This is a genomic window from Flagellimonas alvinocaridis (assembly GCF_004916895.1).
In the GTDB taxonomy this organism is placed as follows: domain Bacteria; phylum Bacteroidota; class Bacteroidia; order Flavobacteriales; family Flavobacteriaceae; genus Flagellimonas; species Flagellimonas alvinocaridis.
The window spans coordinates 1-13,897 of the sequence record NZ_SNTZ01000018.1 but is presented as its reverse complement, the minus strand read 5'-3'; the positions used below and the strand labels follow the sequence as shown (position 1 = coordinate 13,897).

Here is a 13,897-nt window from a genome sequence, read left to right as displayed (position 1 = left end):
TTTATTCGAAATATTCGTCGTAGGCATTTACATTTTGCTCAATGCTCTTATAAATGCGTTGTGCTTCATCCAATGTTTTAGCCTCTTCTAAAGCATCAATTTTTTCAATTAAAGGAAGTAGCCATACATGAAGATTATCGTGTGAAGGGCCTTTCATGGAACACTCCTTGATGACATAGTTTTTCTCTTTATTCAAGGCATTGACAATCTCGTGATACTCATTCAACTCTTTAGGGTTACTCTGTGTTAAAATTGATTTCATATTGGCGACACCTTCATTGGTTTCTGGGTTTGCTTCCCATCTAGCACCATTGTTCAGTTCTATGTTGTTCATCCAGTTATTATCAATTACAGCACTTTCAGAATGTTGCTCTGTGTGTTCAACTTTATTGGTTTCAGTTGTGCTGTTTTCTTTTGGCTGGTCTTTACAACTTGCAATAAATAGTGCTGCTGCAAATAGCATGAGTGTTGTTCTTTTCATAAGTTCTAGATTTAAATAGTTATTGATTTTCATTTGATTTTAACCACATTTCGGCGGGCATTCCAATTTTCAAACTACCATCGTTCTTTACTTGAACCTTTACTGCATAAACCAAGGCAACGCGTTCTTCTTTGGTTTGGATGATTTTTGGGGTAAACTCCGCTTCTGAAGCTATCCAACTGATGGTGCCCTCATAGGTTTTCATTCCCTCTTGGTCATCGATTTTGACGGAAACGCTTTCACCTATCGTTATCTTGGCCAATTGGGTTTCACTTACGTAAACACGCAGTTCCATTGTTGATAAATCGGCAATTTTATAGAGTGGTTTTCCAAAGGCTACTATCTCGTTGGCTTCGGTATATTTTGATAGCACCGTTCCGTTTATTGGATTAACGATTTTGCTTTTTTGAATTTGGTCTTCTATTTGCTGTAATTGCACATCAAGCGTTTTCAGTTCGTTTACCATAGGTGCATTTTGGATTTCAACGCTTCGTATTTGGTTTTTGATTACGTCTATTTCACCTTGCACGTCATCCAGTTGTTTTTGAGTTCCGGCATTGTCTCTAATTAGGTTCTCAACTCTGGTTTTGTTGATATTGGCGGTTTTTAGTCTAGCCTGTAACACGTCAATTTGCGACAAGACGCCTTTGGATTTGGAATTAATGACATCTTTTTGAACCAAAAGCTGTTCCTTTTTGAGGTACAAGGGAATGGTGTCTATATAACCGATTAATTGATTGCGCTCTACAACAGTGCCTTCGTCAATAGTGAAAGCCATTAGTTTTCCTGTGTTTTCTGCGGAAATGGTTACTTCAGTAGCTTCAAAATTACCGTAGCCATCTGCTTTATCACCATTACTGTTACAAGCGGTTAGCAAAACTGCAATAGTTAGTACAGTTAGTATTTTTATTCTTGTTGTTTTCATCGTTCTTCTATTTAGTATCTCCTTTAAGGATGTTGTAATTGGCTTTGGCTAGTTCCAATTGGGTTTTATGTTGGTTGAACACATTTTCTGTTTCGTGCAATTTGGTAAGCTCTGTAACATATTCAGAGGTTGTGATAACACCATGCTTTAATTGGGATTCCGAAGTGGCCACAACTTCCTGTTGCAAAACCATAAGCTGTTGGTCTATATCAATGGTGTTTTCAAGGGTTTCAATTTCTTTGAGCTGTTCATTTAAAGCGGTGTTTGTGTTCAGCTTAAAAACTTCTTCTTGATTGTCTATCAATTCTTTTGAATAGTCCAGTGCCTGTCTCTGTTTTTTATTGCCGTTCCAGTCGAACACATTCCAGTTTAACTTTAAGCCTACAATGTAATAAGAGGTAAAGTCGTTTTTCAGCATATTCAAGCCTGGGTTGCCATAACCGCCTGTTGCAAAACCGTTGAGTTCAGGAACCAATGATTTTGATAGTAGGTTTTGTTGCTGTTCAATCTCTTGTTTTTGTAAGCTGTACAAACCTAATTCGGGTCTGTTCAATTCAGAACTTTCGTTCATTGAGACCAAAGGTTTTTGGAATTCTGTTTCAGCTGAAATGGAAACCCCAATTAATGCAGATAAAGAGGTTATCAATTTTGATTTATTATTGACGGCTTCTTGTTTTTGCTGTAAGATTTTAAGCAATTCGGCTTCAATAACTTTATCTGAAGTTGGTAAGAGCACGCCGTTTTCTATTCCAGACTTCACTTCCTTTAGTTTACTCTGTAACTGTTGTTCCCTTACATTCAATAGTACCGTTTGGTCATCAATCAGAAGAATTGAAAAATACAGTTGGTTAACACGTTGTTTCAATTGATACAGATTGACTTCAACTTCCTGTTTTTTTCTATCGGTTGCAATATTCTGAAGCCCTTGTGTTGCCTTGATTTTTCCGCCATTAAAAATCAACTGGTTGGCCGTCAGGGTAGCACGGTATTGGTCGTTGTTCAAAGGTTCGATACCCGTGTTTGGCAAAGGCACTTCCGTAACGTCACTTTGATAGGTGGCTTGGGCATTCAGGTTAAATTGCGGTAGCGTTTTGGCTGTAATAGCCGAAAGTTCTGCTTCTTTTTGACTATCTAAAATAGCACGCTGTTTAACAAGTGGATAATTTGTATTTAAACCTTCATAACACTCTTGTAAACTCATTGTGCTTTGGCTGTAGCCAAAACATGTTGTTAACAGAACTAATGCATATATAAATATAGTTTTCATAGAGAATTATTTTCTAATGGAATTAATGATGAAATCGGATACTTCCTTTTTTCTTGCTTCCATAAGTGTTTTGAAGGTTTTGTCATCAGCATCTGTAAAGGCTTTGATTAAAGGCGAGGCAACAAAGGGGAAAATATTTAGGGATATAATGTTGATGAACAATTGTTCTGCGCTAATAGGTTTTATGGTTCCTTTGTCCACTTCATTTTTTACTTGCTCCTTAAACTTGTCAATATTGGGAAAAGCGACATTGGTTTTTATTTTTTCAATGAACTGCGGATTTCTGTTAAGCTCTTGAATGATGAAGTTTGGTAAGTAAGGATGCTTTAAAATGAAACTGATATGGTTATGGGTAAAGTTTTTGATTTTGTCTTCCAAGCTTGAATCATCATTAAGTATGGCATTAAGCTGCGGTGCCAATAAGGTAAACGCCTTTTTGAAAACAGCTTCAAACAAAAGTTGCTTGCTTCTGTAATAGTAGTGCAACATGGCCTTATTGATACTAGCTTTATCTGCAATTTCTTGCATTCTGGCACCATCCATTCCTTTAGATTCAAACACTTCTTGAGCTGCTTCCAGTATTTGTTCCTCTGTTTTATTGTCTTTGTTTTTTGCCATAATTCAACCATTAAGTTTAACCATTTGGTTAACAAAAGTACAAAATATTTTCAGGCTTAAGTATGAGTCAAGAAACTAATGGTGTAACATTAGACGATAAGGACAATACGAACCCCTCAAAATGTTCCATTTGTGCAAGGGTTTGCTCTTTAAATTCCACTATCAACCTCTCCCTTGACTTTCACAAACATGGTCCGGTTCAAACAACTATTCGTATCCAAGAGGATCTCCCTTTCAAAACTATAATCGTTTGGATTGTTCCGTTCCTCATTTTCCTCGGCAAAGGATTCAAATGCTCTAGCCAATAGTTCACCCAACTGCTTCTTATATTAATTTATCCCACCCTTTGATTAGGTTTTATGTGTTGAATCCATTCCATAATAATAAATGATAAAAAGGTCATTTTATTGTTAATAAGTCTTTTTATAACTTTCAGCTATGGGTCAAAATCCGGATAATCCTTGCTCTAATTTTATACCGGATCAAAACCAACAGCCATTTATGTTCTATCATGACTTTCAAGTAGTGCTCCAAGAGGTTCCCGGGGAAATCAGTCTCTGCTTTTCCATCTCTGGTTGTCCTTTGCGCTGCAAAGGCTGCCATTCACCATATTTATGGAAAGAGGGACATGGGGCCCGGCTCACTTCCACAATTTTCAAGAAGCGATTAGGGCAATATAAGGGCTTTGCAAGCTGTGTACTCTTCATGGGCGGGGAATGGCATCCAAAGGAGCTTATATCCTTGTTAAAATATGCCCGAGAACAGGGCTATAAAACTTGCCTATATACCGGGCTGGAACAAGTGCATCCTTCAATCCTTGAACACCTCACCTTCGTTAAGACCGGCAAGTGGGACAAAAACCTTGGAGGCCTCGACAGGAAGACCACCAACCAAGTTTTCAGGGAAGTTGTAACCTATAGACCACTGAACCATTTATTCATCCCTAAATAATTCTCGATATGATACGGCTAACCGACAATCAGATTGCCAAAAAAATTGCCTTTATTGACCATTACCTGCATTCCGGCAATGCCGCGGACGGTTCCAAAGTAGATGCGAATGCCAATGTCACCTCCAAGAACATTGCCACTATGGAGGCCGAACTTAACAAGGACATTAACATTCAGGTGAACCGGGCCCTGATCCGACAAAAGATTGCTTCATTGTTCGGCAGTGATCTTGCAAACGAGTACGTAAGACAGATAGAGGCCCATGAAATCTATGTCCATGATGAGACCTCCCTTAAACCTTATTGCGCCTCGATCAGCATGTACCCCTTCCTGTTGGACGGGTTGACCAAACTGGGCGGTGAAAGTCTGGCCCCAAAGCACTTGGAAAGCTTTTGTGGGGAGTTCGTCAATCTGGTCTTTGCGGTCAGTTCCCAATTTGCGGGGGCATTGGCCACGGTGGAGTTCCTAATGTACTTTGATCATTTTGCGATCAAGGACTATGGACCCAACTATCTGGATACCCATAAAAAAACCATTGCCAACCATTTGCAGCATGTGGTGTATGCGATCAACCAACCGGCCGCAGCAAGGGGCTACCAGTCCGTCTTCTGGAATATTTCCATTTATGACAAGCCATACTTTGACAACATGTTCGGGGATTTTGTGTTCCCCGATCTGGACAGGCCCGACTGGGAAAGTGTAAAAAGGCTCCAATCCTTCTTCATGGAATGGTTCAACGAAGAGCGCAACAAAGCCGTCTTGACGTTCCCCGTGGTCACCGCTGCCATGTTGATCAAGGATGGGGTTCCCGTTGATACGGAATTCACTGATATGTGCGCATATGAACTCGGCAAGGGAAATTCCTTTTTCATCTATCAATCCGAAAACGCCGACAGCCTTGCTTCTTGCTGTCGATTGCGCAATGAGATCAGCGACCATACCTTCAGTTATTCCCTTGGTGCCGGTGGCGTTGCCACGGGTTCCATCAATGTAATCACGTTGAATATGAACCGTTTGGTACAGCAGGGTGTGGATATTGTCGAAGAGGTCCGAAAAGTCCATAAGTACCAAGTCGCCTTCAGAATGCTCATCGATGATTATGAAAGAGCGGGCATGTTGCCCGTTTACAATGCCGGTCTGATCTCCTTGGACAAGCAATTCCTTACCGTAGGTGTCAACGGTATGGTCGAGGCTGCCGAAAGTCAGGGTATACAGGTGGGCAACAATAAAGTTTACAAAGATTTCGTGAACCGTTATCTCAAGGCCATCTATACGGAAAACCGAAAGGCACGGGAAACGTTTGGCTATATGTTCAATACCGAATTTGTCCCAGCAGAGAACTTGGGGGTCAAAAACGCCAAATGGGACCGGGAGGACGGCCTCATTGTTCCACGGGACTGCTACAATTCCTATTTTTATGCGGTGGAGGACGAGCGGACCAATGCCTTGGACAAAATCATCCTCCACGGGAAGGAGACCATCCAATATTTGGATGGGGGATCGGCCCTCCATCTCAACCTTGAAGAAACCCCAAACCAAGAAGGTTTCAAAAAATTGATCCATGCCACTGCCAGGGCAGGTTGCAACTACTTCTGTTTTAACATCCGCATCACCATATGCAATGATTGCTCCCATATTGACAAACGGACCCTTTGGGAGTGCAGTTCGTGCAACTCGCACAATGTGGACCATGCCACCCGGGTCATTGGCTATCTAAAACGGGTTTCGAATTTCAGTTCGGGCAGACAAAAAGAACATGCGCTGAGACATTATCACCTACAGCAAGACAGCAAACGGGAATTGATGGACAAAAGGACCAATATCCTTTCGGAAACTCAAAAAACCAATGAAGACCAAAAAGCAATGAGAATCTGATCACTTTTTAACACTGAAAAAGTGTACCTTTTTCATAGTGGCTCAACACATTCTTTCCACAAAGATTCCGATGAGCCATTTCTGCTCTCTCCATAAGATTAAATAATCCATACATTTTATCAAACCGGGCGAATAAGCCCACAATATAAAATCAACTTATGACAGTACATTCCTTCCATATCCCTGTAATGGGAATTGCATTTACGATAGACTCCCCACTGAAAGTTGCACCTTTTGGCATAGACTCGTCCATTTCACTGGTGGATGATATTCTATTGGAAAAAATGAGAAAGATGTATTGCGAGCGATTTGAAATTCCCTATCACGAGATCAGTGAAAACATGCATGATTTCCGGGCAAGAAGAATCAAATCCTATCTCGATCTCATCAAAGAACATGCAGAAAAGAAGTTCGAACAGATAAAAGATATCACCCATGGTATGAGTGAGGGGTTAAAGCAATATTTGGATATGTTGCCCAACACCTCCTCCCTGAAGAAACGGTTCAAAGCATGGGAACTCAGTGCTTGTGATTTAAATTCGCTCAAACGCCTTATTGACAACAACCTTTCCATGGGAAACATCGAAGTGAACATCATGACCAAATTGGATAGGGAGAATTATCGCAAAAAAGTATCCTTGGGACAAACTTACAATGATGCCCATGCCGCGCTTCGGGGTTTTGCCAAAAGCAACCTAAACTCGTTCGTAGTTTTTTCTGCGGGAATGAACCCTAGATTATACGGTTACATTGAGGAATTTGAAGATTTCTTTCCAAATGAAAAGGGATTCATTAAAAAGAAAATAACCCTTAAGGTGAGTGATTATAGATCCGCTCTGATCCAAGGAAAGTTCCTGGCCAAAAAAGGACTTTGGGTATCGGAGTATCGAATAGAGTCGGGATTGAACTGTGGTGGGCATGCCTTTGCCACGGAAGGTCATCTCATAGGGCCGATATTGGCACAGTTCCGTGACCAGAAACAGGCCCTGATAACAGAAACCCATTCTGTTCTGGTGCAGGCATTATCACAAAAAAAACGTAATGTGCCCCGATTCCCCCTACCGGTCAAGATTTCGGCCCAAGGTGGCGTGGGAACTGCGGAAGAACATCAATTTCTTTTAGATCACTACAAACTGGACTCTGTGGGATGGGGAACTCCATTTCTTCTGGTACCGGAAGCTACCACTGTGGATGATCAAACGATGGCAAAACTATCCGAAGCCAAAGAAAAAGATCTCTATTTGAGCAATATCTCCCCTTTGGGCGTACCTTTCAATAGTCTAAAAGGAAATACCAAGGATTTGGAAAAAAAGGGGCATATTGCAAAAGGCAGGCCGGGAAGTCCATGCCCAAAAAAATATGTTGCCTTGAACAAAGAATTCACCAATGAGGGCATATGCACTGCTTCACGTCAATATCAGCACCTCAAATTGGAGGAACTGGAAAACATGGACCTACCAGTTGAAAAATATCAAGAGACCTATGAAAAAATCGTCGAGAAATCCTGTGCCTGTGTAGGCCTGGGAACCTCGGCCCTATTAAAGTATGGTTTGGATACCAAGACCGAAGGAAAAGGGGTCTCCATTTGTCCCGGCCCCAATATGGCCTACTTTTCCAAGATCACAGGACTCAGGGAAATGACCCGGCATATTTATGGTGAATCAAGTCTGATAGACAGAACAGATCGTCCCAATATGTTCATTAAAGAACTCCACTTATATGTAACGCTTTTAAAAACCAAGTTGAAAGAGACCGAAACATCCAATCCGGATAAAAAAATAGATTATTTACTTTCCTTCTCAGAAAACTTGAAAAAAGGAATTGCCTATTATCGTAGTGTATTCGTCGAATCCAACAAGACCTTTAAAAAAGATAGGGTATCGATTTTAAAAGCATTGCATGATTACGAACATAGCTTGGCCCGTACAACGGAACAAATATTGAACCTAAAGACATGAACACATGATCTGTCATTTAATCACCGAATCCTTCAAAGAAATTACCGTGCCATTCTTTTCGGACTCTTCGACAAGTTTAGTAACCGTTTTGTCCTTAAAGTCCCTTAACAGCTGTTTTTTAAATGGTGCGACAACAGCGTGAGCGGGGCATGGTTTTTTTTCATCACATTCGGCCAAACCCATAAAACATTCATTAAACTTATATGTTCCATCAATGCTTATGATCACATCCCAAAGAGATTTTTTTCTGTTCCTTTCATCCAGAAAAAAACCACCTCCAGGTCCTTTGGATGATGAGACCAATCTATCCCTAGTAAGGTTTCTCAACAATTGCGCCAAAAAAGCTTGAGGTATTTCCAATTCACTGGCTATCTTTTTTACCCCAACTTTTTTATCGGGGTCACTGTTCATGGCCAAATACATTACTGCCCTAATGGCATATTTACATGAATTTGTTAGCATACTTAGGGTGATGGGAAACGTACAAAGTTAATAAAAAGATAGTTTTATCATTAATTTATGACTTTCATCATAGTAAAATATCCTTTAGTCCCCCATTTTTACCTACAGTACAAATACCTGTGTTTTGTGGCGATTATCCATGTATTAAGAAAGTGGAGCATAAATCCCAAGATACCCCCATCCAATTAAAACAATCCTCCTTAACAGTTTACAATCATGAACCTTAAGAGTAAAATTCTTCATCTCAAGAAAGAAAAAAATGCCGTTATACTGGCCCATTATTACCAGCGTCCCGAAATCCAAGAAGTCGCCGACTATATTGGTGACAGTTTGGGTCTCTCTCAACAGGCGGCGGATACCGATGCTGATATCATAGTATTTGCCGGTGTACATTTCATGGCAGAAACAGCCAAAATCCTAAACCCGGACAAAAAGGTACTCTTGCCCGATGTTGCTGCTGGCTGCTCCCTGGCAGACTCCTGTCCCCCAGAAGCTTTTGCAAGTTTTGTAATGGCACATCCTGACCACATAGTGGTCACCTATATCAATTGTTCGGCAGAGATCAAGGCTATGAGCGATTACGTATGCACCTCCTCCAATGCTGAAAAAATCATTAGGGCCCTTCCCTCCGACCGCCCCATCATCTTTGCCCCGGACAAAAACCTGGGCAAATACCTGATCCAACAAACCGGTAGGCAGCTATTGCTCTGGGACGGGAGTTGTACTGTCCATGAGGCCTTTAGTATGGACAAGCTATTCGAAATTAAAAGAAAACATCCCGATGCCCTGATCATGGCGCACCCTGAATCCGAGCCGCACATTTTAAAGATTGCCCATTACATAGGTTCTACCGCAGGAATGATTACCCATGCCAGGAAGTTTCCCAAGGGCAAGTTCATTGTGGCCACGGAAGCCGGCATCCTCCATGAAATGCAAAAGGAGGTCCCTGGGGCACAGTTGATACCCGCCCCTATCCATGAGGACAATACCTGTGGTTGTAGCGAATGTGCTTTTATGAAAGTCAATACCTTAGAAAAACTATACGTTTGCCTATACCAAGAAGCGCCGCAGATCGACCTCTCCAAAGCATTAATAAAAGAGGCTTCGGTCCCTATTGAACGTATGTTGGAACTTTCAAATTAAACGAAATGGTACCAGTGGATTACTTGATCATTGGTTCTGGCATTGCAGGATTGTCGTTCGCCATCAAAATGGCCCAAAGGTTTCCTGATCGAAAGGTACTTATCGCCACCAAGGCAGATGCACGGGAATGCAATACCAAATATGCCCAGGGAGGTGTGGCAACGGTCACGGACCTTGACAAGGATTCCTTTAAAAAGCACATCGACGACACCCTAGCGGCAGGTGATGGGATATGTGACCCCAAAATCGTGGAAATGGTGGTTCATCAGGGACCGGAACGGATACGTGAGCTCATCGAATGGGGCGTGCGCTTTGATAGCGACCCCGCCGGAAACCCCCATCTAGGGATGGAGGGTGGCCATTCTGTACAGAGGATACTCCACCATAAGGACGCCACCGGTTCCGAAATAGAACACATCCTATTAAACCGTTTGCACTCCCTCCCGAACATCGTCCTGTGGCGCCATCATTTTGCCCTAGACCTGATCATGGAGAAATCGACCTGTCTGGGAGCCTATCTCTATGACCAACTTACCAAGACCATAGAGGTCATCGGTGCACGGGCAACGTTCTTGGCCACTGGCGGCATTGGCAGAATCTACGGACATACCACCAACCCTAAGATTGCCACCGGTGATGGTATTGCCATGGCCCATAGGGCCGGTGCTTTGGTACAGGACATGGAATTTGTCCAATTTCACCCGACGGCATTGTATAATCCAACGAAAGGCCAATCTTTTTTGATTTCTGAAGCGGTCAGGGGCTTTGGGGCCCATCTTATCAATACAAAGGGCCATCGGTTCCTATTGGACCACGACCAGCGGGGGGAGCTCGCACCAAGGGACGTGGTCTCCAGGAGCATTGCATTTGAGCTAAAGGCATCAGGGCAAACCCATGTCTATTTGGACTGCACCCATTTGGACACCGACGCTTTAAAATCACATTTTCCAACAATTTATGGGAAATGTCTGGAACATCATATACCTATTGACAGAGATTGGATACCCGTGGTACCCACTGCCCATTATTTATGTGGCGGTATTACAGTGGATGCATATGGAAAAACCTCAATCAAAAACCTTTTTGCCTGTGGGGAGTGTTCGAGAACCGGACTTCACGGAGCCAACAGGTTGGCGTCAAACTCATTGTTGGAAGCCTTGGTGTTTGCCCACAATACACACTCCTATTTGAGTTCCCGTCCGTTAGAGCCTGCACCAAAAAAAATTCCAACAAGGGAGAACAAATTCAGTTTCTTGCCCATAGAACCTGACCTGATCAAACCATATGTCCAAGACCTACAAGACTTGATGCACAATAAGGTCGGGGTTGTACGGAACACCATCGGACTCAAAGAAGCCGTCCTACAATTGGAAGCCCTTCAGGACAAGGTCAATAGATTGTTATCCACATCTGTGGTGAACCCTTCCCTCCATGAGCTGGCAAATATGATAGTTGTTGCCCAACTGATCGTATCGCAATCCCTTCAACGAAAGGAGAACAAAGGAGGGTATTACAATGAGGACCAGATTCGAACATGAACAAACAAGCCTCTGATTGAAAAATACTTTCACCGAACTAACCAGCAGCAGGTCGCCTTCCAGGACCCTTTTTAACATCTTCCCATAAACCTACTATCTCAACTCCATGCGCCTACTCCCGTGCAGCTCTTCCAAGACCAATTTCAACCGTTCCTTATCCCCAAGCACAAACTTGGGCAGGACATAAACAAACCGCACCATCTCCCCATCCTTGATTCTTTTCGGAACATTATGCCCATAAATGGGTTCCAAAGGTATTTCCTGATAGGAGGCCCTTCGCTTTGCTCTTCCATTGATCTGAAAGACGTCCAGACGTTCCACCTCAAAATCGATGCCCGATCGGTTCCGTATCCCAAAGACCAGATACACCTCCCCCCTATTATAGACCATATCCTCCAACCGAAGCCGGATATCCTTTTTACGCTTGGTCATCATTTTCTTTGGTTTTGCATCGAGCAACAACTTGCTGAACCTATTATAATGGGATGTCCCAACAACCATGGAATCCTCTTTCGCCTGCAATTGCTTTACAGGTCCAATCTTCCCGATCCCATCCACTTCCCGCACAAAATGGTTTAATTGGGAAAGTTCCTTGGCGTATTTCAGGATATAGGTATATACCTGGTGGTCCAAAGTTATTACCAAGAGATTGCTTTCAGCACCTTCCACACCCTGTAACAATCCAAAATAGCCTGCCTCTTCCCTATCATAGGAAAATACAAAATGTTCACTGCCCACAATGGCTTGCCGTATGGGACTTGGAAAGAACAGGGTCACATTCTTGGATGCATTGGCATAAATCGTATCCAGGCCCCTTTGGCTCCAGACCATATTGAAGAAAACCATTGCCACGGCACACAGTGCCCAACCACTTCTTTTCATAACCTCTGTTTTAACATGATTTGATACTTATTCGATACTTCCACTTTAATGGCCCGACGGTCCCGTTGAAAGATGCGTTTGATACCGCCCAACTGTGGTAAACCGGGAAAGTTCACCCCACCAAGGGTCTCATCCATACTGGTCTGCACAATTTCCCCTTTAAGGTGGTTCTCCACATAAATGCCCGCCTGTCCATCCTGAAGATCATGGGCCTGAAGCTTCATATGGAAATCATCGACCCGGTCAATTTCCACCGTGACCCGATTGGGCCGTATCTTTACAAAACCATAGACCCGGGTACCCCTGGCAAGGGTCCTCCCATTGATTTCAACATCCGCTTCCAATCGCATGGCCAATCGATGGCCTTCCCTGAGGGTCTGGTCCCCATCCACATAGGCCAACAATTTCATATCGCCAACATCCTTGGAAAGGATTGGCTTGGAGGCAAAAAAGAGTTGGTGGTTCAATGCCAATTCTTGGGTGGATATGGGTTTCTTTAACTCCTCCATTTTTTCTTTTTCCTTTTCAGGTTCACTATCTTTTGACACAGGGGTATCTTCTATTTGCAATTGGGAAACATCAACAAAACGCTTGGATTGGTAAACACTATCAATGATGCGGTGCTTTTCATATTCCATATAATCTGGGTTGAAGTATCCCTTTTCATCCACCAGATGGTCAGGGTACAGCTGGGGAGCCGTGGTCTCCCGTTCCTCCTTGATGGCATCGAGGGCCTCCATCTTGGATTCATATTCCACAGTGACCCCTTCCAGATCGGGCATGGGGATACGGTCCGGTTTCAATTCCGTTTTCTTGTCCTTTCCTAAGGTGATAATGCTATAGATGGTAATGAACAGCACCACTCCGACCAGGACCAGCGCAAAAACGATCTTATTTTTCTGTAGCTTCATGATTTTCCATTTTACGTAGTGAGTTTTCAAAAAAGTCAGTGATCAACAGTCCATGGGGGTTGTGCGGGAAACGCCGTTCCACCTCGACCAATTGGCCCGAAGTGAATAGTTCATAGGAGTCCGTCACCTTCCCGCGGTGGACCTCGATCATGATACGGCACTGAAAACGATAACCCTCCTGTCCCATATCAATTTTGGAATCCACCCGTACCACCTTTTGGACCAAGGAATATTGGAGCAATCTATTATAGAACCCATCCGCCCTTTTCTGTTGAAAGACATTGTCGACGGAGGCATTGCCCAACCAAAGGGCCCTTTCCATGTTCCGCTGATAGCTTCCTGCATCCACCCCGTAGAACCATTGATGGAATTGCTCCAATTGGGCCAGGGCCTCCACTTCCCTGTTCTCCCGTTGGTCTGCCCAGGACAAAGGGATCACCTCCCCTTGCCCATTGACCACAAAGGCATGGTCAAGGACATCCCTGTGCATTTGAAAGACCATGACCAGGGAAAGGATACTCACCAATCCCGAAGTGCTGATCACTGATAGGACCACCCAGCGGTTCAACCGCAAGTGGTATTGTATATTTTTAAAAGGTGTTTTCATATAAAATCAATTATCCGGTGAACAATCGTAAGGTGAAACGGGTGGCCCGTCTATAGAGCTTAAACTTCAGAAATACGATAAACCCAATGGTACCCAGTTCAATGATCGAAGCAAAGAATTCACTCCCCCAATCTGGATAAGCCGGGTAAACTGACCCACCTTCGCCGGATAAAACTGACCATAGCAAACGAACTGCCCAGATTTGATCTATCCTTGGGTTAAACTTAGTTTTTATTTTTTAATTTTCTTCTCATCGATTCTCCTTTTATATCTATTCTGT

At 43.1% G+C, this 13,897-nt stretch carries 14 protein-coding genes; 5 read left to right on the top strand and 9 right to left on the bottom strand.

Annotated elements, in window-relative coordinates:
* Position 1: 1 nt before the first annotated feature.
* The 5 genes from EZV76_RS16295 to EZV76_RS17115 all read right to left on the bottom strand — a co-directional run bounded on the left by EZV76_RS16295 (position 2) and on the right by EZV76_RS17115 (position 3,608).
* On the bottom strand, positions 2–481 hold the full coding sequence (locus EZV76_RS16295) for a hypothetical protein (RefSeq protein ID WP_136567600.1): 480 nt from the start codon (positions 479–481) through the stop codon (positions 2–4).
* 19 nt (positions 482–500) lie between these two features.
* Positions 501–1,406 (bottom strand): HlyD family secretion protein, encoded by a 906-nt coding sequence (locus EZV76_RS16290; RefSeq protein WP_136567599.1) that lies wholly within the window; start codon positions 1,404–1,406, stop codon positions 501–503.
* Between the two features lie 7 nt (positions 1,407–1,413).
* On the bottom strand, positions 1,414–2,607 hold the full coding sequence (locus EZV76_RS16285) for a TolC family protein (RefSeq protein ID WP_236640948.1): 1,194 nt from the start codon (positions 2,605–2,607) through the stop codon (positions 1,414–1,416).
* 72 nt (positions 2,608–2,679) lie between these two features.
* Complete coding sequence (locus tag EZV76_RS16280; protein WP_136567597.1) at positions 2,680–3,291, bottom strand: TetR/AcrR family transcriptional regulator; 612 nt, start codon at positions 3,289–3,291, stop codon at positions 2,680–2,682.
* 149 nt (positions 3,292–3,440) lie between these two features.
* Positions 3,441–3,608 (bottom strand): hypothetical protein, encoded by a 168-nt coding sequence (locus EZV76_RS17115; protein ID WP_161594436.1) that lies wholly within the window; start codon positions 3,606–3,608, stop codon positions 3,441–3,443.
* A gap of 184 nt (positions 3,609–3,792) precedes the next feature.
* Between EZV76_RS17115 and nrdG the strand changes: the two genes are divergently transcribed.
* From nrdG to EZV76_RS16265, 3 genes are all read left to right on the top strand, one after another.
* Positions 3,793–4,242 (top strand): anaerobic ribonucleoside-triphosphate reductase activating protein, encoded by a 450-nt coding sequence (gene nrdG, locus EZV76_RS16275; protein WP_136567596.1) that lies wholly within the window; start codon positions 3,793–3,795, stop codon positions 4,240–4,242.
* Positions 4,243–4,250: 8 nt separating this feature from the next.
* Entirely contained in the window at positions 4,251–6,116 is a 1,866-nt protein-coding gene (nrdD, locus tag EZV76_RS16270; protein ID WP_136567595.1) for an anaerobic ribonucleoside-triphosphate reductase, read from the top strand.
* Positions 6,117–6,274: 158 nt separating this feature from the next.
* The gene (locus tag EZV76_RS16265) at positions 6,275–8,074 is read left to right on the top strand and encodes a hypothetical protein (protein WP_136567594.1); all 1,800 of its coding nucleotides are present in this window, start codon (positions 6,275–6,277) and stop codon (positions 8,072–8,074) included.
* Between the two features lie 12 nt (positions 8,075–8,086).
* Here EZV76_RS16265 and EZV76_RS16260 read toward each other — a convergent pair whose 3' ends face one another.
* Positions 8,087–8,536 (bottom strand): RrF2 family transcriptional regulator, encoded by a 450-nt coding sequence (locus tag EZV76_RS16260; protein WP_136567593.1) that lies wholly within the window; start codon positions 8,534–8,536, stop codon positions 8,087–8,089.
* A 216-nt stretch (positions 8,537–8,752) separates the two neighbouring features.
* On the opposite strand from EZV76_RS16260, the gene nadA reads away from it, so the two are divergent.
* Both nadA and nadB read left to right on the top strand, forming a co-directional pair.
* Positions 8,753–9,679: a quinolinate synthase NadA gene (gene nadA, locus EZV76_RS16255; RefSeq protein ID WP_136567592.1), complete on the top strand. Its 927-nt coding sequence runs from the start codon at positions 8,753–8,755 to the stop codon at positions 9,677–9,679.
* Positions 9,680–9,684: 5 nt separating this feature from the next.
* On the top strand, positions 9,685–11,217 hold the full coding sequence (gene nadB, locus EZV76_RS16250) for an L-aspartate oxidase (RefSeq protein WP_136567591.1): 1,533 nt from the start codon (positions 9,685–9,687) through the stop codon (positions 11,215–11,217).
* A 93-nt stretch (positions 11,218–11,310) separates the two neighbouring features.
* Here nadB and EZV76_RS16245 read toward each other — a convergent pair whose 3' ends face one another.
* The 3 genes from EZV76_RS16245 to EZV76_RS16235 are packed head-to-tail and all read right to left on the bottom strand — an operon-like array spanning position 11,311 to position 13,617.
* Positions 11,311–12,099, bottom strand: a complete 789-nt coding sequence (locus tag EZV76_RS16245; protein WP_136567590.1) for a DUF4138 domain-containing protein — start codon at positions 12,097–12,099, stop codon at positions 11,311–11,313.
* Positions 12,096–13,010 (bottom strand): conjugative transposon protein TraM, encoded by a 915-nt coding sequence (traM, locus tag EZV76_RS16240; RefSeq protein WP_136567589.1) that lies wholly within the window; start codon positions 13,008–13,010, stop codon positions 12,096–12,098. The genes EZV76_RS16245 and traM overlap by 4 nt, the downstream gene beginning before the upstream one ends.
* Positions 12,991–13,617: a conjugal transfer protein TraK gene (locus EZV76_RS16235; protein ID WP_136567588.1), complete on the bottom strand. Its 627-nt coding sequence runs from the start codon at positions 13,615–13,617 to the stop codon at positions 12,991–12,993. Before EZV76_RS16235 ends, traM begins: the two co-directional genes overlap by 20 nt.
* Positions 13,618–13,897: the final 280 nt, after the last annotated feature.

Excerpts from the sequence above, each read along its gene's own strand:
- EZV76_RS16295 (WP_136567600.1), bottom strand. The coding sequence starts at position 481 with ATGAAAAGAACAACACTCATGCTATTTGCAGCAGCACTATTTATTGCA.
- EZV76_RS16290 (WP_136567599.1), bottom strand. The coding sequence starts at position 1,406 with ATGAAAACAACAAGAATAAAAATACTAACTGTACTAACTATTGCAGTT.
- EZV76_RS16285 (WP_236640948.1), bottom strand. The coding sequence starts at position 2,607 with ATGAGTTTACAAGAGTGTTATGAAGGTTTAAATACAAATTATCCACTT.
- EZV76_RS16280 (WP_136567597.1), bottom strand. The coding sequence starts at position 3,291 with ATGGCAAAAAACAAAGACAATAAAACAGAGGAACAAATACTGGAAGCA.
- nrdG (WP_136567596.1), top strand. The coding sequence starts at position 3,793 with ATGTTCTATCATGACTTTCAAGTAGTGCTCCAAGAGGTTCCCGGGGAA.
- nrdD (WP_136567595.1), top strand. The coding sequence starts at position 4,251 with ATGATACGGCTAACCGACAATCAGATTGCCAAAAAAATTGCCTTTATT.
- EZV76_RS16265 (WP_136567594.1), top strand. The coding sequence starts at position 6,275 with ATGACAGTACATTCCTTCCATATCCCTGTAATGGGAATTGCATTTACG.
- EZV76_RS16260 (WP_136567593.1), bottom strand. The coding sequence starts at position 8,536 with ATGCTAACAAATTCATGTAAATATGCCATTAGGGCAGTAATGTATTTG.
- nadA (WP_136567592.1), top strand. The coding sequence starts at position 8,753 with ATGAACCTTAAGAGTAAAATTCTTCATCTCAAGAAAGAAAAAAATGCC.
- nadB (WP_136567591.1), top strand. The coding sequence starts at position 9,685 with ATGGTACCAGTGGATTACTTGATCATTGGTTCTGGCATTGCAGGATTG.
- EZV76_RS16245 (WP_136567590.1), bottom strand. The coding sequence starts at position 12,099 with ATGAAAAGAAGTGGTTGGGCACTGTGTGCCGTGGCAATGGTTTTCTTC.
- traM (WP_136567589.1), bottom strand. The coding sequence starts at position 13,010 with ATGAAGCTACAGAAAAATAAGATCGTTTTTGCGCTGGTCCTGGTCGGA.
- EZV76_RS16235 (WP_136567588.1), bottom strand. The coding sequence starts at position 13,617 with ATGAAAACACCTTTTAAAAATATACAATACCACTTGCGGTTGAACCGC.